This is a genomic window from Salinibacter sp. 10B (assembly GCF_002954405.1).
GTDB lineage: Bacteria > Bacteroidota > Rhodothermia > Rhodothermales > Salinibacteraceae > Salinibacter.
On sequence record NZ_MQWC01000004.1, the window covers coordinates 609,554 to 634,520 of the forward strand.

Sequence of the window (24,967 nt, forward strand, 5' to 3'; positions counted from 1 at the left end):
GTGGCATTCGACCGGCACATTGCTCAACACCGGAGGTGGAAGGGCTTCCGATTGCGATAAAGAAGACGTGCCCCCAATCGTTTCTGCGCGTCTCCTGGGAAGCGGCGGAATGCGGCCACAGTCATATCGCCCATACTCCCCCTACGCCATTCCGGCGCAACTTTAGATGTGGGCAAAAGAGTTCTCTCCACCGTTGAACGCTCAAACGGTCCTCATTCGTCGAGAATGCTCGTGCACGGCGTCCACAAAGACCCCGGCGTGCTCGGGATCATGATCGGGCAGCATGCCGTGGCCGAGGTTCGCAATGTGCTGGTGCGGCCCGAACCCGGCGAGCATGTGCTGCACCTCGCGGCGGAGGGCGTCGGGCGCCGCATAGAGGGCACACGGGTCGAGGTTCCCCTGAAGTACCGCCCGGTCTCCCACAACCTCTCGGGCCGACTTCGGATCCATCGTCCAGTCGAGGCTGATGACGTCGTAGTCGGTCTCGGCGAGGGCGTCGAGGCCGTAGTGGACATTTTTCGGAAACACGACGAGCGGCACCTCGGGGTGGGCGTCCTTCACGCGGGTCGCAATCTCGTCGAGATACGGAAGACAGAACGTACGGAAGGTTTCGGGTCCGTGCAGCCCCGCCCACGAGTCAAACACCTGCAGCATCTGCGCCCCGGCCTCCACCTGCTGGATGAGGTAGTCGACCACCACGTCGGTAATCCGTTCCAGGAGCGCCTTGCTAGCATCGGGGTGCTCGTAGAGCCAGGCCCGAGCGTGGCGATACGACTTGCTGCCGCCGCCCTCGACCATGTACGCCATGAGGGTCCACGGCGCCCCCGAAAAGCCGATGAGCGGCACGCGCCCCTCTAGCTGCTGTCGGGTAACAGTGAGGGCCTCGAACACGTGCCCCAGTGCCTCGTCAATGTCCGGCTCCACGAGTCGCTCCATCTCGTCGGGGGTGGAGAGGGGATTCGGAAAAGTCGGCCCCTTCCCGGACACCATCTCGACAGTGAGTCCCATCGCCTCCGGCACCACCATGATGTCAGAGAACAGGATCGCCGCGTCGAGGGGAAATCGGTCGACGGGCTGGATCGTCACCTCGGCGGCCAAGTCGGGCGTCTCTACGACGTCGAAAAAGTCATGCTCTTCCCGAATTGCGCGGTACTCCGGCAGATAGCGCCCAGCCTGGCGCATCATCCAGACGGGCGTGCGATCGGTGCTCTCCCCTCGGGCAGTGCGGAGGATCAGGTCGTTTTCAAGAGACGGGAAGTCGGGCATTCAGACGAAACGAAATGGAAGGGTCGTGCGGGTAGGGATACTGTAAAGGCACAGCCCACCGCTAACGTTCGCCCCGGAACGGGATTTTCGTGTCAATCTGCCCTCCGCACCGCACAAAACGAGGTATGCAATTCCTCCCCCCATCCAAGAACGCTTTCTTACGACCTCACAGGCCTTATTCCGTCGGGTACAAGTGTGATCGCAAGAACTCCGTTGTGCGCGACCACGCAGTAGACGCCGCTTCCGGATTGTAGCTCTCCCCAGACGGATTGGCAAAGGCGTGACCAGCGTCGTACTGGTGAATTTGAATGTCTTTGTCAAGCCCTTTCAGGCGAGACTGGAACGCCTCCACCTGCTTCGTCGACACCACCTCGTCCTGTCGGCCGAAGTGGGCAAGAATGGGCGTCGTGACCTTCTGCAGCACCTCGTCTGTCATGGCGTCCGGCGTCCCATAGTAGGCGACCGCGGCATCGTAGGCCGTCGGCCGGTCGGCGACGGATCGGAACGTCAACCCCCCACCGAAGCACCAGCCCATCACCGCCACGCGGGGCGCTCCAGTCTCGGTGCGCAGGTAGTCGTGTGCCCCACGCAGGTTGGCCATCATCCGCTCCGGAGTGCTCGTCGCGGTCTGCATGAGGGATTGCGCCTGCTGGGGCGTCTGGGCCACCGAGTCGGCATACAGGTCTACCGCCAGGGCTCGGTAGCCTTTTCCGGCCAGCCGGCGGGTGGCGGTGCGAATGTTGTCGTTCAGCCCCCACCACTCGTGAATGACGACAATGCCGGGCAACCGATCGGCAGAGGGATCCATTCCATGGGCCGAAAGCACGGAATCGGGGGTGGACGGCGCTGCGAGATAACCGGTCACGTCCGCCCCATCTACCTGCGTGTACGTAACCTCTCGGGCGTCTACCGGGATCGCAGGCTCACGCGCCGCCGCCGTGGCCGTGGGCGTATCGCCCTCGTGTGCCCCTGCCATCTCCTGTGCCGCTGAGCGGCCCTCATCCTCCTGTCCGCCGCACCCAACCAGAACAAAAATCGCGATTAGTGCAGTACTACATGAGCGAATCATCATGACAAAATCGAAAGAAACATGAATCGATTGGCGTCCACAACGTAGGAGGCAGATTTCCGATCTACAATGCTCTTTCGGCTGAACTTTTTGAAGGCATGGGGGTTCGGGCAGCGTCGTGACATTTCTGGCACATTTTTCCTTTCCGTGAGCGCTTCTGATACGTTTTCGTACACGGCTGAAGTGGGACGGAAGGCTCTTCACCTGCTTGCCCTCGTCATCCCCTTTGGCATGTGGGGACTGGGAATGCCCCTCGCCCTGTATCTCCTCGGAACAGGCGCCCTGATCGCCGTGGCGGCGGATATCGGCCGAGCGTATTCGCCCACGTTCAACACCTGGATTCGGGCGATTTTCGGGCCTCTCATGCGGGCGGAGGAATTGCCGGACGTCGGCACCCGCGTCACGTTCAATGGCGCCACCTGTGTGCTCGTCGGGGCGGCCCTCCTGGCACTGCTGTTTCCTCTCCGCGTGGCGGTCCCCGTCCTCACCATGACGATGCTTGCCGACGCGGCCGCTGCTCTCGTGGGCCGGCGCATCGGTCGGCACACCTGGGGCTCGCTTTCGGCCACCGTCGAGGGCACTGCCGCCTTCGTGCTCACCGGTCTTGGGGTCATGGCTGCCTTTTCGTCGATTGCCGTCGCCCCTGCTGTGGCGAGCGTCGTGGTTGCCGCCGCAACCGAAGCCCTTCCCCTCCCCGTGAACGATAACATTCGGGTCCCGCTCGTGGCCGCTCTTGTGGTCGTGGGCGGAGAGATGCTCGTCACCGGCGTTCCAGCCTGACCCCTGACGTTCGGCTTGTCGCCCTCACCCGAAGCATCATCTTCGCTATGGGTCCTTTCATCGATTCAGTCGAATCTCTCCCGCCAATCCTGCCTTGATCCGGACACGACTGTGGATCTGCTCACAGCCGGGGTCATCGTCTCATTGTTCTCCCGTTCCTCCCTTGGATTCCCTTCGCGAGCAATGCTCCTCAATACCAATCCTTCTTTCCGTCCTTCTGCTCTCAACACCTGTCCTCTCATAAAGAGCGGTGGCAGGTCGACCGGCCGTACCAGCCGCGGTCTACTGCAGACGGTGCTGTGGGTCCTCCTGGTGGGTTTGTTGCCGCTTGCAAATGGACAGGCTCAACCGGCCCCGACGCCCGGCGAAGGCCTCTATGCTCCCGACCGCGTGTCTCTTCCCCCTCCCGTCGACGCGGCCATTCAGGGCGTCGTTCGCGCCTCTCCAACTGTCCGCTTTCAGTTGACGCTCTTCGCCCATGCCGACTCGGCCGCAGCAGCCCGCTCGGCCCCCGGAGCCCGGGCAAAAATTCCAACGGACCGAGGCACGCTCTGGCCGGTCCTCGTTGACACGTCTACGACCTCGTCCCTCTGCTCCTCTCCCCTGACCGCCGCCCAAACGGGCTTTCACGAGCTCTGCCAAACGCTCCGCCACTCGCCCTGCGAGGAATACCCCTGCTCGCGCGTAACTGCTCCCCTGGCTGGATCGGCGACAGGATTCTTTGTCGGGCGGCGCCCCAACGGAAGTGCCCTGGTGGCCACGAACTATCACGTCGCCCGAGAGGCCATTGAACGACATAACCGCACGGGAGGCGTCGATTCGTTCCGTACCGCAAGCATAGAGCCGGATCTGTCCATTGCGGTCAGCCAGGACGGGAGCCACTCCTCTGACTCATACGCAGTCACCTCCGGGGGCGCTCTCCTTTCGAACGCGTCTCAGGCGGAATGGCAGGCCGGAGAAGACTGGGCCCTTGCCGAAATTCCGGCCTCCGAGGTTCCCTCATCAGCCCGGATGCTCCCGCTTAGTGACGAGCCGCCCACCGTCGGGGATACGCTGTATGCCCTCGGCTTTCCGATTCGCACGATCCGGGACCTTCCGGCCGATGCCCCGTACGAGAACGCTGCCAACGACCTACGGGTGAGTGTTGGCATTGTCGTAGAAGGCGACTCTGCGGCCCGGGCAAAAAGTGAACCGTCCGATATCCTCTCCACATTGGATGCCGTCTCGGGCAACAGCGGCTCGCCGGTCCTAAACCGACAGGGGCACGTCGTCGGGATCGTCCGTCACCACACGCACACGAACGGGGAGATTGATCTCAATATCGGATCCTACGGAGGCCTCACCCAGATCGTCCCCATCCGGTTTCTCAGGACCCCGATTCAGCGCGCCCGGGCACAGGACTAGCCCCAGCCGGCGCTTCCCCATCCCCCGTCCTCCCGGCAGATGTGAACTCCCGACTCCCCCCGTAGGTACAAGGCGCCGTCCCGATGCCTGCCCACTCGGCGTCCATCTTGCTCCTATCCCGCCCATGCCCAAACCCGACACGTTTCCGGCCTCTGCCCTGCAGCGCCTGACCGGTCTCAAGCCGTTCCCGCAGCCCTCTCTCATTCCCACCCGGCACCCGGTGGTGTTAATGCACGGCTTCGGCATCGGGGCATCGTTTCGACGCGCCGGGCACCTGCACGACGAAGCCATGTACCTGCGCTCCCGAGGCGTACGGGCCGTAGCCCCCAACGTGTCGCCCTACAATACCGTCCGCGCCCGATGCGAGATGTGGGAAAACCGCCTCGCCCGCGTGCTCGACGAGACGGGTAGCGACCGCCTGTCCCTCATCGCCCACTCGATGGGCGGCCTCGATGCTCGGTACCTCATCAGCGAAAAGGGGTGGCACGACACGGTTGATGTGCTCGTGACCGTCGCAGCCCCACACCGCGGCTCCTCCATCGCCACCCTCACCCTGGAACAGCCAGAGTCTGTGCGCGAGTGGCTGGTGGACATGGCAGACTGGCTGGGCACTCACATCCTGGAGGACGGCTCGGCCAATATCCGACAGGCCCTCCACGAGCTCACGCCCGAGTACGTGAAGCATACCTTCAACGAGGCGGTCCCCAACCATCCGGATGTTACCTACTGGTCGTACGGCTGCCAGGCCGGCGAAGGCACCGACATTCCCATCGATCCCATCTTTCGCTACCTCAACAAATATCTGTACGAGCGCGAAGGGGTGAACGACGGGATTGTGAGCGTGGAGAGTGCAAAGTGGGGAGAGTACCGGGGCACGATCGATGCCGACCATGCCCGTCAGGTGGGCATCAAGTCCAGCCTGGCCGCTGACTTCGATTCGAACGAGTTCTACGCCTCGATTGCACAAATACTTGCCGACGAAGGCTTCTGAAGTATGACTGTGTGGACGCCTGGAGGCCTGAAGGGCTTCCCCACCGCCACACGTCCAACCATCCCCACGTTTGTATGTCCTCCGACCAGCGCTTCAAGATCTTCTCGGACCCAGTGCACGGGTTCATCTCTGTCCCGAAGAATCTGATTCTGGATCTCATCCAGACCCCCGAGGTGCAGCGGCTGCGCCGAATTCGGCAGCTCGGCGTGGGCCACCTGGTCTTTCCCGGGGCCGAACATACCCGCTTCAATCACGCCCTCGGGGCAATGGCGCTCATGCAGGACGCCCTGTCCAGTCTCTCGGAAAAGGGCACGCCCATCTCTCCGGAGGAGCAAACGTCGGCTCTCGCCGCTGCGCTGCTGCACGACGTGGGACACGGGGCCTTCTCGCACACGCTGGAGCACGAACTCATTTCGGAATTCGAGCACGAGGACATGAGCCGCGTGCTGCTCTTGGAACTGAACGAACGACTCGACGGAGCGCTCGACCGTACCCTCGCGATTTTCGATGACACCTACGAGCGTCCCTTTTTCCACCAGTTGGTGTCGAGCCAGCTTGACATGGACCGGCTCGACTACCTCCGCCGCGACTCCTTCTACACCGGCGTCGCGGAAGGCGAGGTCGGGGTCCAGCGCCTCATCAAAACAATGCGCGTGCATCCGCTCGACGGCGAGAGCAATTCGGAAATCATGATCGAGGGCAAGGGCATTTACGCCGTCGAGAATTTCCTCATCTCGCGTCGGCTCATGTACTGGCAGGTCTACCTGCACAAGACGGTGCTGGCAGGCGATGAGCTCCTGCGCGGCATCCTCCACCGTGCCAAAGAGCACCTGAACGGAGGCTCTGCCCCCGACTGGCTCCGGCGCGGCTCCCGGTCGCTCCTCTTTTTCTTGGAGCACGACGTGCACGCCGAACAGATCGACCAGTCGCCGGTGCGGGACCACTACCTCCAACTCGACGATACCGACATTCTCTTTAGCCTCAAGCAATGGATCCAGGGCGACGATCCGCTGCTCGCCGACCTCTGTCGCCGCTTCATCAACCGCCGGTTCTTTCGCGTCACATTTCTCCCCCACGAGCCGAATGCCCCGCAGGTGGAAGACTGGCGGCAACAGGTGGCCGACTGGCTAGTCGCGCAGAATCTGGCGGCGCGGGATGAAGCCTGGGACGCAGCTCGCCACTACCTCACGGTGGACGTGTCCCGCCACACCGCCTATGACAGCAATCAGGAGATGATTGGGATTCTGGACCGGGAGGGGAACGTGCGGGAGCTCTCCGAAATGGCCGACACCGCCGCCATCTCCGAGCTCACGACCTTCGTCGTCAAGCCCTATGTTTGCTACCCCAAGCCCGTGGCCATCGACGTGGACGCCGTGCCCACCGGATAATCCTTCGTGCCGTCCATCCACCGAGCCCCTCCCGCAAGACCGTTACTCCTCTTCAGAATAGACGCTGATTTCCCGGCGTTCCGGCTTGACTTCGATGCTCGGGTCGGGAATCGTCCCCAGCACCTCCCTGAGAGCCGACATGGGACGCTCCTCCCCCTCGGCGACGAGGGTCCAATAGCCCTGATCGATGTGGCGTGGGTCGAGCGCCGTGGATCCAGTCGTAATGTCCACCTGAAGGGCCAGGCGAAGCTCTCCAGTCTGAGCGTCCGTGTAGGTGGTGGTGAAGAGCGTCTCTTCGGTCCGAGTTGTCTCTGCAATCAGCTCGTCCCCATCGTGAGTGACAAGACTATCTCCGACCGCCAAATCTGTGGTCTCGTTCGGCATCGTAGAAGTACAATTGTTGAGCGCTCAAGTGTGACGTCTGCGGCGGGACCGGAGGCCCCTGAAGCTGCAGGATACGAAATTATACGTCGATCATCTCCCCCCACTCCGGCCGGAGCACATTCATCTCCGGGTGCTGCTCTTCGATCGCCCCCTGCATCCATTCCTGCGCCGCCGGCTCGCCGTGAACCAGCAACACGGTCTCCGGAGAGAGGTGATCAACGATTTTGAGGAGCTCGCGGCGGTGGCTGTGCCCGGAGAAGCGAAACCGTTCCACCGTACAGTAGACCGGCTGTGGCCCATGGCCGTCGGCCAGCATGACGGGGGATCCAGGCCCATTCGCGGCAGCATCCTGCAGGCGCCGGGCCGGGGTCCCTTCTACGGCGTGTCCCACAATGAGCACCGCGTCGCGCTCGTTTTCCACGATGCGCCGCGCGAGGATGTTAGAGAGGGTGGGCTCAAACATCATCCCGCTGCTCACCACCATGATGCCCGGCCCATCAAGGACATCGGTCTTGGCCTCGCTGCTATACGGCACCCGTTCCTGCTCTACCCCAAAGACCTGAAAGTCCTCGTCCAGCCGAGGCGTCGTTTTGCGGGTATCATCGTAAATCCCCGCAATCGCCCGGAGGGAGCCCGCCGTGTAAATCGGGACGTCCGAGGGGATACTTCCCTCGTCCTTCAGACGCTGAAGCATCGCCAGCATTTCCTGAGCGCGCCCCATCACAAAGACGGGGATGAGCGCAGTGCCGCCCCGATCGATCACTCGTTCCAACGTTTCCCGAAACCGCTCTACCTCTTCCGGCCGGCTGGTCTTCTCGGTTTCCTCGTCGGCCCCCAGCGTCGTTTCGAGCACGAGAATGTCGGTCGTCGACGGATACTCGCCCCCAGGGATGATGGACTGGGGCTCCATATTCGTGTCGCTGGTGTAGAAGAGCCTTCGTTCCTCTCCCTGCTCCTCAAAGCAGAGCTCCGTGCCCACCGAGCCGAGGATGTGCCCCGCCGAATAAAACCGACCCGTCACGGGCGTCTCGCCCTGCATCCCGGTCAGATCAAACTCGTCCTCCAACTCATGGGTGAGGTAGACGTGACTAAGAAAGTCAAGATCCTCCTCCGTAAAGAGCGGTTCGTGGGGCGTCTCGTTCTTCTCGTATCGCTTCTTCTGGAGGCGGGCGGAGGCAGGAAGCAGAAAATCGAGCAACTGGCGCGTCGCGTCGGTCATGTGCGCCATCACGTGCGGGAATTCTTCCACGAGCACCGGAAGACTTCCCATATGGTCGTGGTGAGCGTGCGTGATAATGGCGTGATCAACATAACTGTCGGCCCGATCCCGCACCCAGTCGAATTTTGGAAGCGAGTCGGGCCCGTCGCGACGGGGATCGGTCCCGGCATCCAAGACGAGGCCGGTCCCGTTGATGTCGAGAAAATGGCAACTCGCGGCAATGTCCGCAGTGTCCCCGAGAGCGAGAAATTTCATATAGTTGGAACCGAAACAGACCAAACAGGACCACGCCTCCCCCTCGTGGAAACACACTCAACATCCTCTCCCCCTACGCCTCGGACACCCCCCCGTACAGCCCTCAGCCGCACCAGCTATGCCATTCCGGCCTCCGCCTTCCGCGCCTCCTTATACTCCTCCCAGTCGGCCAGAAAGCGCTCCAATCCCCGATCCGTGAGCGGGTGGTCCAGCATCTTCAAGAGCGTATCGAACGGCATGGTTGCTACATCGGCCCCCGCCAACGAGGCACGCTTCACGTGGGTCGGGTGCCGAATCGAGGCCGCTAGCACCTCCGTCTCGTAGTCGTAATTGTCGTACACCTGCACAATCTCCTCAACCAGCGTCATGCCGTCAGACGAAATGTCATCGATGCGCCCGATGAAGGGACTGATGTAGTTGGCACCCGCCTTCGCGGCCAGCAGGGCCTGCATCGGGGAAAAGCAGAGCGTACAGTTGGTCGGAATTCCTTCGTCGTCGAGCGCCCTCAGTGCCTTAATGCCCTCTTGGATCAAGGGAATCTTGACGACGACATTCTCATGGATGCCGGCGAGGCTGTGGGCCTCCTCCATCATGCCGTCAAAGTCGGTCGCCGTCACTTCTGCAGACACGTCTCCGTCCACAATCTCACAAATCTTGTACACGTGCTCGTGAAAGTCGACGTTGCCCTGCTCCTTCACGAGCGACGGGTTCGTGGTGACGCCGTCGAGGATGCCCATGTCGTTGGCTTCCTGGATCTCCTCCAAGTCGGCCGTGTCGACAAAAAACTTCATGGTCCTAGGCAATTGATGATGGGTGCTAACCGTACCAAATACGTCCCGAAGTCCCGTAGAACGTGTCCCGACCCGGGGAGCATCGTGACTCTACGCTTGAAGAGCCCTTCTGAAAAAGACGGTTGCAAGGAGCGAAGATGAAGGCCGGGCCGCATTAGACGGGAGACTCTCCTAACGAATGATCGCCGAGGGAGTTTACGAGTGCCCACACCCTCCGTCAAGAGCGTCGTTTTGGCCGTCCCCTCTCTTCAAGAAAGAGAGCGCTCAGGTTGTTTGGGGAACGGTCCCCCCCGTAAGAGATGATATAGGAAAAGGATTGGCACGTCCTCTCTCCTTCACCACACGACCGTTCTTTGCTCTGATGCACCTCTGTCTCTTTGAAGATGCGCGGGTTCAACACCTCCGTCCCCTCACCGAAACACGACCGGTCTACGACCTGCGTCTTGGCCTCCGGACGCTTCTGGACACAACCGTCGACGCGTTTCCCGCCCAGAACCTCCTACTCCACAGTCGTCCGCTCGTCGCACCGATCACCGCCCAGACGTACGACGATGAGGCCATCCACGTCAATGCGCTTTCCCACGAAACCGACGTCCTTTTCGTGAATGGCCGGTTCGTCGCGACGAACGGCCCGGCTGTTGAACAGATTCGCGCGCACGCCCAGGCCAATGCGAAGGCTCGAACCTTTACTCACGACGGAACCCTCGTCGCCGCCTGGGTCCCCCGTGCCTCCGCCCGTCTGCCCGACAATGTTCTTTCAACCTCGCCCTTCTCCCCTGCCCCCTTTGCCGACCTGCCAACGACCTCCCTCGACGAGGCCACACTCATAAGGCAGCCCTGGGACCTGTTGACCCTTCTGCGTCCGGCCCTTCGTCGTGACGCAGCCGCCCGCTCCGCGCCGTCCACTGCCCCGCTGTCGGCGCGGCCGCAGGCCTCCGTACACGAAAGTGTTATTGGCGTGCACCCCGATCGTATTTCTCTCGGGCGTGGGGTTACGGTGTGCCCCGGCGCCATTCTAAACGCCGAGGCGGGACCAATCGTGATCGACGACGAGGCCACCATCTTTGAACAGGCCGTCATTAAAGGACCGTGCTACGTTGGACCAAAAACTCAGATCAAGGTCGGGGCCAATATCGAAGGGGCCGCGTTCGGCTATTACTGCAAGGTGGGGGGCGAAGTGCACGATACGATCATCCACTCGCTCTCCAATAAGGCTCATCCCGGGTTTCTTGGGCATTCCTACCTCGGGCGCTGGTGCAATCTGGGCGCCGACACGAATATCTCCAACCTCAAGAATAACTATGGGGAAATCTCTGCCTACGCGCCCGCCGAGGACGCTTTTGTACCAACCGGTCGCCGGTTTGCTGGTCTGTTGATGGGCGACCATTCGAAGTGTGCCATCAATACGATGTTCAACACGGGCACGGTTGTGGGAACCTATTGCAACCTCTATGGCGGCGACTTTCCCCCTCAATACCTTCCGCCCTTTTCGTGGGGCGGCCCCCGCGCGGGCTTCTCAACCTACCGCCTCTCGAAAGCACTGGAGGTCGCCGAGCACGTCATGAACCGTCGGGACCGGTCCTTAACCGATGCAGACCGCACCCTGCTCTCCACGCTGTTTGAAGAAACCGCCGCCGAGCGCGAGGCCCATCACTGAACGCTGGGAGCCCCTCTTCGGGCATCGGGACTGGAAGCGCCTTCGAATTGCCGTACGTCCTGCAACCGTCAGGTCCAAAGGAGCGGTACATCCATGTGCACATCGAAGAGAAGCACCTCGCTCTGTGCCTCAAACTGAAAGTCGAGCGCGTCGGTATCCGTGAGACCGGCCCCGTCCCCGCTCTGCAGCGTCACTCCGTCCACGTCCACCCGGCCCTCCACGACCTGAACCCACGCCCCGCGCCCATCCCCCAGCGCGTGTTGTATCCGATCCCCCGCCGAAAAGAGCCCGGCGTAGACGTAGGCATCGGTGTTAATCGGGGCTGGGCCATTCTCGCCGGCCACCTCGTCGCTGTAGGGCGCCACGTAGCACCGAAACTCCCCCTCTCGCTCCTCCGGAGAAAAGCGGCGCTCGTGGTAGGCAAAATCGGTTCCAGCCCGATCGGGAATGAACCACATCTGGTAGTTGTGCTCTACCTCGTCGTGAACATTTTCCTCTGAGTGGACCATGCCCTCACTTCCAGCACTGATGAGTTGCATCTCCCCCGCGCCGATGTGCGCCTCGTGGCCCTGATCGTCCCCGTGGGTCAGAATGCCGGACGACACATACGTCAGGATTTCTGCATCCCTGTGCGGATGGGCCGCAAAGCCTTCGTGGGGCTGAATGTGGTTTTCAACCATCACGCGGAGCGGGCCAAAGTGGACCCAGTCCGGATCGTAGTAGTCCGCAAACGAAAAGGTCATCCAGTGGTCCGTCCACCCAACATCCTCGTAGCCCCGCTCGTCGCTTCGGCGAAGACGAATGGTAGGAGATTGGGCGGCCGTCGAGTCTGGAGGCATGGGTCAACGATCAGGCTATGAACAAAAAAAAGAAGCGGCGAAGTCCCTGATGTCCCGTCCGATGCCGATGCTCTCGTAGACAGAACCCAGGCTACCCGCGAGGGGCGAGGTGCTGCAATGAGTCGAGGGTCTCAGTGGTCGCGCCATTCTGCAATTCGTCCCAGGTCGGGTAGTCCGTATATCCGTGCTCGTCGCCGTTGTAAAAGGTCTCTTCGTCGGGCACGTTGATCGGCAGCTCGTCACGGAGGCGACGCGGCAGGTCGGGATTGGCGAGGAAGGCCCGGCCGAAGGCGACGAGATCAGCATATCCGCGCTCAATGGCGTCCGTCGCCGTTTCCCGATCGTAATTGCCATTGGCGACGAGGGCACCGTCAAAGGCCTCTCGCACGGCAGCAAAGACCGTCGCCGTCTCTCCCTCCCCTACAACGGGGGGCTTTGGGGCGGACGGTTCCACGAGGTGCAGATATGCGAGGTCGAAATCGTTGGCCGCGGCCGCCGCGCCCGAAAAGGTCGCTTCGGGCGTCTCGTCGGCAATGCCGTACGCACGACTTAAGGGCGAGAGCCGAAGCCCCACCCGATCCGCCGCCCATTCTCCCGTAACCGCCTCCGTCACCTCTCGCAAAAAGCGCAACCGATTCTCTAGCCCTCCCCCGTAGCGGTCGGTGCGGCGGTTGGTACCGGAGCGTAGGAATTGATCGATGAGATATCCGTTGGCCCCGTGAATCTCGACTCCATCGAACCCGGCCCGGCGGGCATTTTCCGCCCCACGGCGGTACTGCTCCACCACCTGTGGGACTTCTTTTGTATCCAGCGGGCGAGGGGTCTCGAACGGGACCATCTCCAGGTCGGGTGTAAGCACCTGGCCCTCCGGCTCTACGGCCGATGGGGCTACGGGACGCTCGCCGTCGTGATACGCGGAGTGTGATATTCGGCCCACGTGCCAGAGCTGTAGAAATATACGCCCTCCAGCTTCGTGAACTGCCTCCGTCACCTTCTTCCATCCCTCTACCTGTGCCTCAGAATGGATGCCCGGTGTCCGCGGATACCCCTGCCCCTTCGGCGCCACCTGGGTGGCCTCGCTCACAATCAGCGCGGCGGAGGCCCGCTGGCGATAGTACGTCGCGTTCAGGGCGACGGGCACGTTGCCCTCCCCGGCGCGATTGCGGGTGAGGGGGGCCATCGCCACGCGGTGCGGAAGAGACAACGCGCCGACATCGATCTTGGAAAAGAGCGGAGAAGCCATAGAGGGAGGGGACTTGGATACGTCGTATTGATCGCAGGTCTGTACACCAATCTGAAACGGACGTTCCAGAACAGTGTCGAGCGTTGCATCTTTTCCGCATTTTCCAAACGATCAACTGCCCCATTGCCGCTGTCCCCGAACACAGAAGGGCCCTTCCATTTAGCGGTTCAGGATCAGTTCAGCGGAGCGAAACGACGGTATACTAAAGCGCAAACGACTCGCCGCAAGCACACTCGCGGGTGGCCTGCGGATTCGCAAAGTGAAATCCGTCCCCGTCCAGCCCGTCGGTAAAGTCCAGCTCCGACCCGTCCAAGTACAACCGGCTCTTCTTATCGAGCAGCACTCTGATCCCTTCATGCTGCTCCACGCTGTCCTCCTCCCGGACCGTCGTGTCCCAGCCCAGGTCGTAGGTCAACCCCGAACAGCCCCCCGGCACCACCGCCACGCGAAGCATCGTATCCTCCAAGTCAACGTTCTCCTCGGCGGCCACCGCCCGAATCTGGGCGGCCGCTCGGTCGGTCATCGTAATCGTCATAGCAGACAAGCGCGACAGTGACAGCAATAAGCGACGCGTAGCATCCGTACCTCTCCCCGCGCCCGAAGGTTTCTAGGGAACGGGCAGAGAGCGGACCGGGGCACTGGTCCTCCTACCGTGGCCCGCTGCTTGCCGCTCTCTTCTCATCGGTCGGCGTAGAACGACAGCGTCGGCCCCAACACTCACGACGAGGGGTCCGTCAGATCCAGCCGTCGGAGTCCCTGTTCGAACACTTCGGCCAGATAGTCCACATACTCGCGTCCCATCAATTCAGCGATGATAGCAAAGGTGTCGTCTGGCGCAAAGGTGGGCAGCGGATTCACCTCCAAAAACCAGGGCTGCCCGTCGGCGTCCACGCGGAAGTCGGCACGTGCAAAATCCCGACAGTCGAGCGTCTCGAAGACGCGGAGCGCGAGCGTCTGGAGCCGGTCTTCAAGCGCCGGGGCCAGTGTACCGCCGAGGTCGTAGTCCCAGTCGGCGTCGGCGGACGGAGCGCCGCGATGCTCCAAGGCGTGCAGACCGATTCCGGTGGACGGCTCGACCGCCCGCTGCAGCACGGGAAGCGCCTCCGGAGGATCGTGTCCCACGACGGCCACTGTAAACTCGCCGCCGCCTTCCACAAAAGTCTCGACCACAGCATCCTGCTCGTAGGTTGCGGTGACGCGCTCCACCTCTGTCCGAAGCGCCTCGACCGTTTCCACCCGGCTCTGGGGCGTAATGCCCTTCGAAGTGCCCTCGTACCGGGGCTTGACGAAGAGAGGAAACGGGGGAAGATTGTCCGCGTCGACCTCCGTCTTATCGCTAAACACACGATGGGGCGGCGTGGGCACGTCGGCAGCCGAGACGAGGTCCTTCGTCCACGCCTTGTCGAGCGTCACGGAGAGCGTGAGAGCATCCGACCCAAGGCAGGGAATTCCAGCCATCTCGAGCAGGATTGGGGCATAGGCCTCTCGATTTCGACTGTGCGCCCCTTCCGAAATGTTGATTGCCGCGTCGAGGGAGAGCCCATCGTGAAGCGTTTCGCGGAGATCGAATGCCGTCCCCACCCGCACCGGAGTGTGTCCCATATACCGAACGGTCTCTGCGAGCGCATCCACCGTTTCTTCCGGCTCATACTCGGCATCAGCATCGGGGGGATCGTCGTCGGCCCACGGGTACGCGTCGAAAGTGTCGTAGATGAGGCCAATGCGCATAAGAGTCCGCGGTTCGTTGGAAGAGCAAAATGCAGCGTCGTCCGTCCGCACAGAACGATTGCCCGCGGTAGATCGCCAACAAACCACCGATCACGTCGTTCAGGCAAGGCATCGTACTCCGCTGAGGAACCGTGTATGGCTCCATGACCCAGAAGGCTGTCATTGTTCGTACCGGGCCTGAGGGACACGATGGGCTCGAAGAGCTCAACATTGAACTGGAACGCGGCTGGACAGTGGCAGAGGTCTGTGCTATGGGCGGAGCCGACACGTCCGCCGCGGCCCCCACTCATGCCGCGCTTGTGATTCTGGAGCGACGGGACCCGGACCGGGCGACGCCCGCGGCGGCCGTAGCGGCCCTGGAAGAGATCGGGGACGAATCGGAAGAAGTGGTCGAGCAGGTAATCGAAGAAGCAGAAGAGGTCGTCGAGGACAACGGCGCAGATCCCTTTGAGAATTAAGCGCCTCCCTCTCTAAACGCCCTTTTTCCATAGAAAAGGGCCCGCCCCACAAGGAGGCCGGCCCTTCAACTCTGCACAATGGCACTTTTAGCGTTACATCCCAGGAGCGTCAATGTGGATAAGCGCTCCAGCAGGTTGGTTGTCTGATCCAGGAGCATCAATCGCCACTCCTGTCAAATGCATACCTGGCTGTACCTCTAGGCTACCCTCCGACCCTGTTCCGACCGGCAACTCCAAAACACGAGTTGTCTGTCCTGCAGGTGTTACCACGAGCACACTTCCGTTGTCCGAAAGCGCCTGAGGTGCAAACTGCCCAGCAAACTCACCCGGGAAATCTTCTCCAAACTGGAAGTCTTCGGTGATGAGGTCCTGCTGCGTCAGATCCGTCCCCGGCGCATTGAGATAAATGTCGACGGCTCCCGGCATTGCAGCCCCATGGACGAGGCGCAGTCCAATCTGGCTGTCTCCCAGATCGTCCCGAAACTGATCTCGAAGCGCAATGGCCCGAGGAGCGCTTTCTGCCGATGGGGTACCGGCGACAATGATCGTATACTGGTTGTCTTCCTCAAGATTGGCGGCTCCTGCGGTCGTCGAAAGCACGGGAGCACCGGAGGCGTCCTGAACTTCGATCTCGGTATCCGTACCAACGGAGATCTCTTCGTAATCCGACACGGTGGGGCTAACAATATTCCCACTAAACGAGACCCCACTAAGAATCGTCTCTCCTCCGACGACGACCGATACGTCTCCTGCTCCCGGGGAAGCATGCATAAACCGAACCTCCGCCGTCGGTCCTTCGCCGCCGCCATTGCTATCGCAGCCGGCAAAGCCAACAGCAAATACCAGACAAAGCGCGATGGTAAGTACCTGTCTCATGATATCAGGGTTTTTTCTAAAGAAAAAGGTGAGATCGCTTCCACTCCCGTTTTGTTGTAGTCGACTGATGTTAACACTGTTAAGCGAAGAATACAATGAAGCTCCAGGGTTGGAGCCGTCATGCATGGTACAGCCCGTTCCAAGTCAGACAGTCCCCGCCTTTCCCAAAACGTGAGTCTCGAACCTTGTGAGACCCCTATTGCAATTTTTGGCCACCTTAGGTATGATATTCAGGTCCAATGCCCACCTCTTGAAACCGCTTCCACCCTCGGGAGCCGTTCATCAGTCGGTGCTGGAGTCTCTTCCACTTCGCTCAACATTTTAGACTCATGTGGTGCCATCCGTTCCAGACCATCAGTTTGAAGCCCTATGGGCGCGTCGCTCTCGGTGTGGTCGTACCGGCGTTGTTTTGCCTTTTGCTCTCCTCACCGGCCTCCGGTCAGGGATTCAGTGTGTACGAACAAGGAACGTGCACAATGGCCCAGGCAGGCGCTGCCGTAGCGTCGCCGTGCGGAGACGGCTCCTCCATTTTCTTCAATCCGGCCGGTCTACTTGAAACCGATGGCATCACGGTGAGCGGGGGCGCCACGGCCATCGCTGCCCAAGGCAGTTTTACGGCCGATTATACCGGCAGAGAAACTGAACTCCAGAACGATCCGATTTTCGTCCCTCACCTCTACGGGACATGGCGTTCCTCTCCTGACCTCGCGGTCGGGCTGGGCGTATACGTCCCCTATGGTCTCGAAACCGTGTGGCCGACCAACTGGGATGGCGCATTCGAGGGATACGAAAACAGCTTGCAGTCGATCTATATTCAGCCGACGGTCGCCTACGAGCTGACTGACCGCATTCAGATTGGAGGGGGCCCGATTCTCGGCATTAGCCGCGTAGAGCTAAACCAGCGACTTGACGTATCCGCCCAGACGGTGCCATCGGATGCTGTTCCGGAGGGCACGACTTTTGGGAATCTCGGAATTCCCTTTCACACGGCATTCGCCGACGCAGGGCTGGAGGGGGATGCACTTGGCTTCGGGGGCCACGTGGGAATCATGGTGGAGGTAACAGACCGAATCCGGTTCGGTTCTCGCTACCTCTCCCCTATCAAGTTTGAGTATGAAGGAGACGCCAGCTTCAGTCCCGTTCCGACTGGGCTCCAGCTTCCCTCCAATAATCCAATCACCGGAAGCCCAATCGCGTTGGACTTTCTTCTTGAGGCCTCCTTTGTAGACGGTCCTCTCGTGAATCAGTCGATTGAGACAGAGCTGACGATGCCCGCTCAGCTCGTGGCGGGCATCGCATTTGACGTGACGGACCGTCTCCTCCTTCAGGCCGACTACCAATGGACGGGATGGTCTGCTTTTGATACCATTCCGCTGGACTTTGAGCGGGACGCGCTCGACCAGTCCCGAGATGAGGGCTACGAAAACACGCATGCAGTCCGGATTGGGGGCTCCTACGACCTAACGTCGGCTCTGACCCTCCGGGGCGGGTACCTTTTCAACCAAGCTGCAGCTCCGGATCGGACGGTGACGCCCCTTTTGCCGGAAGCCAACCGCAATCACATTACCGCAGGACTCGGATGGCGTGCCCTTGACCAAATGGAACTGAATGTCTCCTACCAGTACCTTGGCCAAAACGATCGTCGGGGACGGGTTCGCGGCCCTCGACCTGGGGAGAAAAACCCATCGGTCGAGGACCTTAACAGCGGACTGTACTCCTTCCACGCCCACCTCATCGGGACGACTCTCACGATTTACCTCTAAGCTGCTATGACTCTCCGTTTTCTTCCCTTTCGTCCTGGCCTACTGGGCATCCTCGTCCTCGCGGGATTCCTCCCTTTGCTAACGAGTTGTAGCGACGAATCACTGGTTGCTTCTGAGGCCACCAGTGACACATTTGCCCGGTACGTGGCCCTTGGAAATAGCATTACTGCTGGCTTCCAGTCGAACGGTATTGTTGACTCAACGCAGCAGGCGTCCTACGCGAATCTCCTGGCGGGCCGGATGAACACCCGCTTTGAGATTCCTCGTTTGAACGCGCCGGGCTGTCCTCCCCCAGTCGACAACATCATTCTTTCGGCACTGGATGGCATTGGTGGCGACTCTTCTTCCCGCTGTGGTCTTCGGTCCAGTCCCATCCCGACGGCGCTCAACAACGTTGCTGTTCCGGGCGCGAAAGTGATTGACGCCCTGAACAACGGTTCGGAAGCCTCCTCGCCAAATGAACTTACGACCTTCATTCTCGGCGGTCGAACGCAGGTAGAGGCCGCCACACAAGTCGATCCGACATTCGCCTCGGTTTGGCTTGGCAACAATGATGCGCTCAGGGCCGCTCTGTCCGGAAATCCTGATCGCCTGACCCCCATCGCCGCATTCGAGTCTCAGATCACCCGGGTCGTCGACAGTCTCTCAAATGCCGGTGCGGAACGAGGCGTTCTTATCGGCGTCGCCAATCCCACCTACATTCCGCACCTCTCTCCTGGACAAGCCTACGCCCAGGCAGAATCGCAAATTAACCAAATTGGGAACAGCGTCGCCAGTCAAAACCCCGATCTCACCTGGGGCGGTTTCTCCGTAGAGGGCACTTGTAGCGGCTCAGGGGCCACCACCCGAATTCCCTTTCAGTACGGAATCGGTACGCTATTCACGACTGCCCTCCAAGGCACTGCTGTACAGCTCGACTGCGGGCCGAGCAGTGCTCCGGCCCCGCTCCTCACCCCCGCCGAGCAGCGCACAATCTCGAGTCGCGTTCAGGCGTATAACTCAGCACTCTCCGCTTTGGCCAGCGATAACGGCTGGGCTTACGTTGACGTCAACCCTGCCCTCGCGGCCCTGTACGGCGCAAACGCAGCGGATGCGGATCCAAGCAATGACCTCGTGCCCAAATTCCCTAATCCCCCAAATCTCCAGAATCCATCGGAGAGTCCACCAACGTTCGGTCAGTACTTCAGTGAGGACGGGGTGCATCCTTCAAGCTCTACCCACCGCGTGGTTGCTCATCTCGTGATCCAACAACTGAATAGTCGATACGAGGACGTCAGTCTCGACCAGATCTCCATTCCGGACGAGATTGCGTCGCTGCTGGAGGCAGGATAAAATTAAAGCCTCGTCTCCCTTCTACCGACCCGCTCCTGTATCGGGCGTTGGGGTCGAGGATGACGGTATGGTATCTTGGGGCACACTGGGACCGGACCCTGTACCGCTCAGTGTGTCTCCTGAAGCAGAACTGCCAGCTGCATTCGGGGCGGGTGTGGTAGATCCACCGGACACAGAATCCGCCGGCACTGATTCGGTAGCGGCCGTGTCCACCCGCACAGGTCGCTCCCTCTCCGGAACGCTGGTGCTCTGCACCAAAATCGATCCGTTTTGGACCTGCACCTCAATGGACGCGTCCCCGGTTCCCATCCGTGCCGTATACTGCCCGCCGGCATCGCGTGGCATGAACCGCTCCTCCGCAAGGGAGAGCCCCTTTGTCTGAATCACCCCCACGTTGGTCTGGACCTCAAACTGCGCGGAGGCAGTCGGGGGGACGCCCAGCGTAACGTCGCCGTTGGCAGTCCGCAGGGCGATGGTGGCGTCGGACGGCAACGACTGGAGATCAACCTGTAGATCTCCGTTTTTCACCTTCACGTCTACCGACGCCGAGGCCCCTTGGATCGTGACCGGACCGTGGTCGTGAGCGACGGTAAGTGCCCCTTGCACACCCGAAAGGGACACCGGGCCTTTGGACTGCTCAACACGTAGATCGGCGGTGCGCGGGACTGTGCCCAGCACGTCCACCGCCGCGTACGCTCCCCCGTCCGTCTCCAACGTGTAGCTGTACGACTGCTCGCTACCGGACTCCGTGATCGTAACGTCGTCCAGCACCCCCCGTGCAGCCTCTCGACTCTGCCCCCGTCCCTGGCGCACAAACTGAAGCTCTGCGGTGGATCCGTCGCTTCCCTTCAAATCCACGCTTCCCCGAAAACCATCAATGACGAGCGGCCGATCGTTGGGCGCTACGGCTCGCGAGACGGTGTCGACCACTGCGACGGTGCCGAGCCGGAGCACGCCCTCGTCGGTGTGATCTACATCGGACGTACTGGGCTGCTGACAGGCCCCCAGCATAAGCGTCGTGGCAAGAAGCGGGAATACGAACAAACGACAATACGAAATCATGGCGTGAAGAGTGTTGCGGAAGAGAATGGATGACAGGTACGATCGCACCGAACCAGTTCTCGCTGGTCGTTGTCCTGCAATCGACGTCCCGTCTTCGATTTGTACGTCTCAGCCGAAAGAGAAGAGAATGAAAGAAGCCCCACCTGAGCCCAGATTCCGGGAATCGATGTGCACTGAATCGGATCAGACCGAGCTACGGTCGCGAGATGCCTCCTGCGACACGTTCATCATTCCAAGGGTTCCAAAGGACAATGCTCGCCTCTTGTCCTTTGGCTCTGAATCGTAACCCTCGGGTCGTCCTCGCGATAGGGACAACCAAAGCAGGCTCTCAGTGCAATTCAATGTTTTGAATGAAGCGACGGGCCGCAAAGTAGGACCCGACCCAACCGAGGAGGACCCCTGCCGTAACGAGGCCTCCGATCAGCGACACCTCTAAGTAGAAGGGGACCGGCCCCTGATCCATCTGCTGGAGAAAGAGACGGTAGAGTCCCCACACGACCCCCGCCGCAATACCGCCGCCCAAGATTCCCTGCAGAACGCCCTCGACCAAAAAGGGCCGCCGGACGAAGCGATCGGTGGCCCCGACCAGCTTCATGGTGCGGATTAAGAGCCGACGCGCGTAGATCGTGAGACGAATCGTGTTGGCAACCAGAAAGACCGATGCCATGACCACGATAATTCCCAGCGCAAAGCCAATGGCGCTGATGAGACGACGGTTCTGCGCCACCTGCACGAGAAGATCCCGGTTGAAGACCACCTCGTCAACGTGCCGGAAGTTCTCAATACGGGCCGCCATGCTCGACATGCTGTCTGGCGTAGCGTAGGGCGGAGCCACCGTGATGCGAACCGACGCCGGAAGAAAGGTCGGGTCCTCAAATAAGGATGCCTCTTCTCCAAACTCGCGCCGGAAAACCTCCGCCGCCTCCTCGTGGGAGACGAACTCCGTTCCGGCCACGCCCGGCAACGTCTGGATGCGGGCATGGAGCGCCTCCTGCTCCTCCATTCCGGCCTGCCCGTCCACAAACACTTCCATCTCCCCCGCCTGCTCGCGGAGCATCGTGGACACAACCTGCGCCTCATACCCCACCACCGCGAAGATTCCAATCAGAACGAGGGCCACTGTAATGGCGCTCGTGGACGCAAACGCCGCAAACTTGGCGCGCCCGAAGTTGGCAAATCCCTCGCGTATGAAGTACGGGAACATGAAGAGACTAGCGCTCAGAAAACGGTGCAGGAGAGGACTCTGCGCAAGATAGGAAGGCAGTCCCAGAATGGGAAATTGCCCCGGTCACGGTCCATGTGCCCCCCTGCGCCCGACTCGCCCTACTCCTCGCCGGTCTCCAACGTCCCCCCGTACGTAGCCCCGTGTGGATAGGAGCCCAACACCTGTAGCTCCATTGTAATCTCGCGTAGGTGGTCGAACGCGCGGGACACCGCTTCGTCGTAGGCCGCCCCATCCACATCTACGTAAAACCGATACCGGCCGGGCCGCCCGACCAGCGGACGACTTTCAATCTTGAGAAGATCGAGCTCACGAAGGGCGAAAACAGCGAGACTTTTGAAGAGCGCCCCCGGCACATTGTCCTGTAGGACGAACGCAACGGAGGTTTTCTGAGGGCCGGAGCCGATCGGAGAGACGTCGCCGTTCTCCGGGGCAAGGATGAGGAAGCGGGTAAAGTTCTGCACGTCATCCTCCAGTCCGTCGGCCAGGACGGTGAGCCCGTACTGATTCGCGGCACGCCGGGAGGCAATCGCGGCAACGGACGGGTCCCCGGCCGCCGCGACGGCGCGGGCAGCCCCCGCTGTGTCCGGCGTGGCCTCCGTCGTGGCGTGCGGCACGTACGAGCGAAGCCACGTGCGACACTGCCCAAGGGCCTGTGCGTGGGACCGAATAGTGTCCAGCGTCTCGATGGCCGCGCCCTCCACTCCCATCAGATGATGCCGGATGCGGAGCTGGAGCTCTCCCACGATCGTGACCGCATGGGTCCGAAGATGGTCATAGTTTACGCGCACGCTGCCGAAAACAGCATTCTCAATCGGTACTACCCCTCGATCCACGTCTCCTCGCTCCACTGCTTCAAACACATCTTCGAACGCCGTGGACGGAACCGTCTCCGGATCCTCAAAGACACGTTCGACGGCCTCTTCGCTAAACGCACCCGGCTCCCCCTGAAACGCAACGCGGAGTCCCATGCTGGTATCCAGTCGATTGAGGAAAAGAAATCCGGCTATGGGTTGTCCGGTGAGAAGTCCTGAGCGTAGGGATTCGGCACGTCTTCGAGGTCCACCTTCACGAACCCGTGCTCCGTGGCCGTGTGGCACTGATTGCAGGCACGCTCCAGGTCACTCAGGGCTCCGTCCACAGCCGTCCAATCTCGGTTTTCCAGCGCCCTTTCCAGCGCCTCCACACTCGGCACCAACATTTTCTCCGTCAGCTCTGCGACGGCATGGCCTTCGTAGGTCGGCGCCTCGTCCTGAATAGTCTCGATGGACTCCTCCATCTCGTGAAGATAGAATCCCGCCAGCGTGGCATTTTGGGCGTCCATCGCAAGAGTCGTCTTGTGCGTCCAGCGCTGGAGACGAGACATGTGCAGCGCCAACTCCGCGTGCTCCGACGCGTCTACGGTCTCCGCGACGGCGTCCGTTTCTCCATGTGTGCAGCCGCCCACAGCGCCCCCCAAAAGAAGGATAGGAATCGCAAAGACGAGGAAGAGTCGGACATTCATCGCGACTGTAGATCCCGAAATAATGGCACTTCTTCGAACAACTGCGCACTCCCACGAACCGAACCTCCCCACGTTCCGCTCTACTTCGCAGCCACATCAACAACGACCGGAAAATGATCAGAGGCCGTGGCGGTATCCCCCGAGCGGAGGTCGTGTCGGTTCAGCTGCTCGTCAGAGAGAGTAGCGGTGTTCAGAACAAACTCGTGCACCACGTCGAGGACGCTGTCGGTAACGAACGCATAGTCGAGACGGCCTGGCGGAAACGAGCTGCCGGTTGATTCCCAGGTGGTATGCATCGGCGCACCGGTTTGCCGAGGCCTAGTATCGAGAAGGGCGGTGCCGTCCCAATCCGGCGCCTCCGACGAGCCGAAGTCCTCATTGTGCACGATGTCGCCCGTCTGCAGGGTTTTGGGCTGTTGCGCGTCGCCCACGAAGTTCATGTCTCCCACCACGGCGATTGGGGTCTTGGCCGCTACATCGAAAGGCCCTTTTCCACTCTTCACCTTTCGGATAAAGGCCACGACGCCATCCACGACCCGCTGCCGTTGCACGTTGCGGGCCGGATGCTCGTCGTTGGCGTCGTAGTTGCAGCAGGGCGGGTGCATGTTTACGACAATCAGTCGGCGTCCCAGCGCCTCCGTTGCGTCGAGCAAAAACGCCCCACTCTCGTACTCCTCATAACCCGGAATCGTGTGCGTATCGACAATCGGATAGCGGCTGCCAAGCACAAGGTCCTGTCCCTCCTTCGCCCACTCCCACTTCTCAGCCCGGCCGAACGTCCCTTCCACGACCTCTTCCGTTTCGGCTGCCGTCTGAGAATAGATTTCCTGGAAGGCGATCACATCCGGCGCGACTGCTTGAATCATCCGCCGGTAGCTCGGTTGGCGCTCCTCGGCAAAAATGGCGCTCCGCTCTTCGTCAAAGTTGTTTACGGAGTTTTGGGAAAAGATGCGCAGATCTGCCGTCGTAGGCGCGTCAATGCCCGGTGCCTCCAACTCCGTCGACGCCTCCGTAAGCACGTAGCCAAGCCCTCCACTTCCATCCGGCAGGCGATCGCCGTCGCTGGACAACGCAATCCGGAGACTGTCGTCGGCCTGTACTGCCGACCGGTCAATCGCAACCTCAAAAATGTCGGATGTAACCGTTGGCAGTGAATGGAGCCCAATTTCGGCGTGCCCCACGGTTTGCCCCCGCACGGTGCCCTCCCGTTCCCCAAAGGCCCACTCCAGTTCCGCCCCGAACGTCCCGGTGCCCGTAGAGGGGTCGTTGTCAGCATCCACAAAGAGAGTCAGACTGTTGCCCTCCTGCAGGTTGATGGCCTGCCCAAGTTCGACACGCAGGAAAAGATGCTGCTCGGTGTGGGCCGTCCACAGGCGCTCAACGTCCAGTCCCTCCCCATCCCCCACCTCCTCGTGCCGTACCGACAGCGTCTTCCAGTCGGTCCCGCTCCCATCAATGTAGATGCGAGCCGGCTGCGCTACGTACCCATCAACCGTTCCCGACTCGACAGCCGCCGAGTCGTCCGTGGAGTTGGGCGGGTCACTCGTCTCGCCCATGCCGCTACACCCCAGGGCTAGCGCAAATATAAAGATGCAAAGGACCGGTGCGACACGTGATACCATAAGGGACGGGGGGTAAAAGCCAAACATGCAACGAGAACCGGGTCGATAAATTCAATTGACGGATCCTTGTTCACCCCCAGCGGTCCTTTCGTCCCGACTTGACGTTTCAATAAC

At 61.0% G+C, this 24,967-nt stretch carries 23 protein-coding genes; 8 read left to right on the top strand and 15 right to left on the bottom strand.

The window, feature by feature from the left end; all coding sequences use genetic code 11:
- Nucleotides 1–201: 201 nt before the first annotated feature.
- Nucleotides 202–1,266, bottom strand: a complete 1,065-nt coding sequence (gene hemE / locus BSZ35_RS02770; protein ID WP_105011024.1) for a uroporphyrinogen decarboxylase — start codon at nt 1,264–1,266, stop codon at nt 202–204.
- Nucleotides 1,267–1,441: 175 nt separating this feature from the next.
- Nucleotides 1,442–2,338, bottom strand: coding sequence for a dienelactone hydrolase family protein (locus tag BSZ35_RS02775; RefSeq protein WP_105011025.1), 897 nt, complete (start codon nt 2,336–2,338; stop codon nt 1,442–1,444).
- Nucleotides 2,339–2,482: 144 nt separating this feature from the next.
- On the opposite strand from BSZ35_RS02775, the gene BSZ35_RS02780 reads away from it, so the two are divergent.
- The 4 genes from BSZ35_RS02780 to BSZ35_RS02795 all read left to right on the top strand — a co-directional run bounded on the left by BSZ35_RS02780 (nt 2,483) and on the right by BSZ35_RS02795 (nt 6,898).
- Nucleotides 2,483–3,115 carry a phosphatidate cytidylyltransferase gene (locus BSZ35_RS02780; RefSeq protein ID WP_105013693.1) on the top strand — a complete coding sequence of 211 codons (633 nt, stop codon included), beginning with the start codon at nt 2,483–2,485 and terminating at the stop codon, nt 3,113–3,115.
- 183 nt (nt 3,116–3,298) lie between these two features.
- Entirely contained in the window at nt 3,299–4,519 is a 1,221-nt protein-coding gene (locus BSZ35_RS02785; protein WP_105011026.1) for a serine protease, read from the top strand.
- Between the two features lie 124 nt (nt 4,520–4,643).
- Nucleotides 4,644–5,510, top strand: a complete 867-nt coding sequence (locus tag BSZ35_RS02790; RefSeq protein WP_146109978.1) for an alpha/beta fold hydrolase — start codon at nt 4,644–4,646, stop codon at nt 5,508–5,510.
- Nucleotides 5,511–5,584: 74 nt separating this feature from the next.
- On the top strand, nt 5,585–6,898 hold the full coding sequence (locus BSZ35_RS02795; RefSeq protein WP_105011027.1) for an HD domain-containing protein: 1,314 nt from the start codon (nt 5,585–5,587) through the stop codon (nt 6,896–6,898).
- A 42-nt stretch (nt 6,899–6,940) separates the two neighbouring features.
- On the opposite strand, the gene BSZ35_RS02800 is transcribed toward BSZ35_RS02795, so the two are convergent.
- From BSZ35_RS02800 to fsa, 3 genes are all read right to left on the bottom strand, one after another.
- Complete coding sequence (locus BSZ35_RS02800; RefSeq protein WP_105011028.1) at nt 6,941–7,282, bottom strand: hypothetical protein; 342 nt, start codon at nt 7,280–7,282, stop codon at nt 6,941–6,943.
- Nucleotides 7,283–7,361: 79 nt separating this feature from the next.
- Nucleotides 7,362–8,756, bottom strand: a complete 1,395-nt coding sequence (locus BSZ35_RS02805) for an MBL fold metallo-hydrolase (RefSeq protein WP_105011029.1) — start codon at nt 8,754–8,756, stop codon at nt 7,362–7,364.
- Nucleotides 8,757–8,872: 116 nt separating this feature from the next.
- Nucleotides 8,873–9,547 (bottom strand): fructose-6-phosphate aldolase, encoded by a 675-nt coding sequence (fsa, locus tag BSZ35_RS02810; RefSeq protein WP_105011030.1) that lies wholly within the window; start codon nt 9,545–9,547, stop codon nt 8,873–8,875.
- Nucleotides 9,548–9,908: 361 nt separating this feature from the next.
- Between fsa and BSZ35_RS02815 the strand changes: the two genes are divergently transcribed.
- A complete protein-coding gene (locus BSZ35_RS02815) occupies nt 9,909–11,204 on the top strand; it encodes a putative sugar nucleotidyl transferase (protein WP_105011031.1) in 1,296 nt (431 codons plus the stop codon).
- A 68-nt stretch (nt 11,205–11,272) separates the two neighbouring features.
- Here the strand turns inward: BSZ35_RS02815 and BSZ35_RS02820 are convergent, their stop codons facing one another.
- The 4 genes from BSZ35_RS02820 to BSZ35_RS02835 all read right to left on the bottom strand — a co-directional run bounded on the left by BSZ35_RS02820 (nt 11,273) and on the right by BSZ35_RS02835 (nt 15,014).
- Nucleotides 11,273–12,043: a pirin family protein gene (locus tag BSZ35_RS02820; RefSeq protein WP_105011032.1), complete on the bottom strand. Its 771-nt coding sequence runs from the start codon at nt 12,041–12,043 to the stop codon at nt 11,273–11,275.
- A gap of 91 nt (nt 12,044–12,134) precedes the next feature.
- Nucleotides 12,135–13,286: an alkene reductase gene (locus tag BSZ35_RS02825; RefSeq protein WP_105011033.1), complete on the bottom strand. Its 1,152-nt coding sequence runs from the start codon at nt 13,284–13,286 to the stop codon at nt 12,135–12,137.
- Between the two features lie 202 nt (nt 13,287–13,488).
- The gene (locus BSZ35_RS02830; protein ID WP_105011034.1) at nt 13,489–13,821 is read right to left on the bottom strand and encodes an iron-sulfur cluster assembly accessory protein; all 333 of its coding nucleotides are present in this window, start codon (nt 13,819–13,821) and stop codon (nt 13,489–13,491) included.
- 182 nt (nt 13,822–14,003) lie between these two features.
- Nucleotides 14,004–15,014: a D-alanine--D-alanine ligase gene (locus tag BSZ35_RS02835; protein ID WP_105011035.1), complete on the bottom strand. Its 1,011-nt coding sequence runs from the start codon at nt 15,012–15,014 to the stop codon at nt 14,004–14,006.
- 143 nt (nt 15,015–15,157) lie between these two features.
- Between BSZ35_RS02835 and BSZ35_RS02840 the strand changes: the two genes are divergently transcribed.
- Nucleotides 15,158–15,472 carry a hypothetical protein gene (locus tag BSZ35_RS02840; RefSeq protein ID WP_105011036.1) on the top strand — a complete coding sequence of 105 codons (315 nt, stop codon included), beginning with the start codon at nt 15,158–15,160 and terminating at the stop codon, nt 15,470–15,472.
- A gap of 93 nt (nt 15,473–15,565) precedes the next feature.
- On the opposite strand, the gene BSZ35_RS02845 is transcribed toward BSZ35_RS02840, so the two are convergent.
- The gene (locus BSZ35_RS02845) at nt 15,566–16,348 is read right to left on the bottom strand and encodes a DUF4397 domain-containing protein (protein WP_181149157.1); all 783 of its coding nucleotides are present in this window, start codon (nt 16,346–16,348) and stop codon (nt 15,566–15,568) included.
- A gap of 329 nt (nt 16,349–16,677) precedes the next feature.
- On the opposite strand from BSZ35_RS02845, the gene BSZ35_RS02850 reads away from it, so the two are divergent.
- Both BSZ35_RS02850 and BSZ35_RS02855 read left to right on the top strand, forming a co-directional pair.
- The gene (locus BSZ35_RS02850; protein ID WP_105011038.1) at nt 16,678–18,111 is read left to right on the top strand and encodes an outer membrane protein transport protein; all 1,434 of its coding nucleotides are present in this window, start codon (nt 16,678–16,680) and stop codon (nt 18,109–18,111) included.
- A 6-nt stretch (nt 18,112–18,117) separates the two neighbouring features.
- On the top strand, nt 18,118–19,443 hold the full coding sequence (locus BSZ35_RS02855) for an SGNH/GDSL hydrolase family protein (RefSeq protein WP_105011039.1): 1,326 nt from the start codon (nt 18,118–18,120) through the stop codon (nt 19,441–19,443).
- A gap of 21 nt (nt 19,444–19,464) precedes the next feature.
- Here BSZ35_RS02855 and BSZ35_RS02860 read toward each other — a convergent pair whose 3' ends face one another.
- The 5 genes from BSZ35_RS02860 to BSZ35_RS02880 all read right to left on the bottom strand — a co-directional run bounded on the left by BSZ35_RS02860 (nt 19,465) and on the right by BSZ35_RS02880 (nt 24,853).
- A complete protein-coding gene (locus BSZ35_RS02860) occupies nt 19,465–20,505 on the bottom strand; it encodes a DUF4097 family beta strand repeat-containing protein (RefSeq protein WP_105013694.1) in 1,041 nt (346 codons plus the stop codon).
- A 328-nt stretch (nt 20,506–20,833) separates the two neighbouring features.
- Nucleotides 20,834–21,709, bottom strand: a complete 876-nt coding sequence (locus tag BSZ35_RS02865; protein WP_105011040.1) for a permease-like cell division protein FtsX — start codon at nt 21,707–21,709, stop codon at nt 20,834–20,836.
- A 119-nt stretch (nt 21,710–21,828) separates the two neighbouring features.
- Entirely contained in the window at nt 21,829–22,698 is an 870-nt protein-coding gene (gene pheA / locus BSZ35_RS02870) for a prephenate dehydratase (protein WP_105011041.1), read from the bottom strand.
- 35 nt (nt 22,699–22,733) lie between these two features.
- A complete protein-coding gene (locus BSZ35_RS02875; RefSeq protein WP_105011042.1) occupies nt 22,734–23,231 on the bottom strand; it encodes a hypothetical protein in 498 nt (165 codons plus the stop codon).
- 80 nt (nt 23,232–23,311) lie between these two features.
- Nucleotides 23,312–24,853 (bottom strand): endonuclease/exonuclease/phosphatase family protein, encoded by a 1,542-nt coding sequence (locus BSZ35_RS02880; RefSeq protein ID WP_105013695.1) that lies wholly within the window; start codon nt 24,851–24,853, stop codon nt 23,312–23,314.
- Nucleotides 24,854–24,967: the final 114 nt, after the last annotated feature.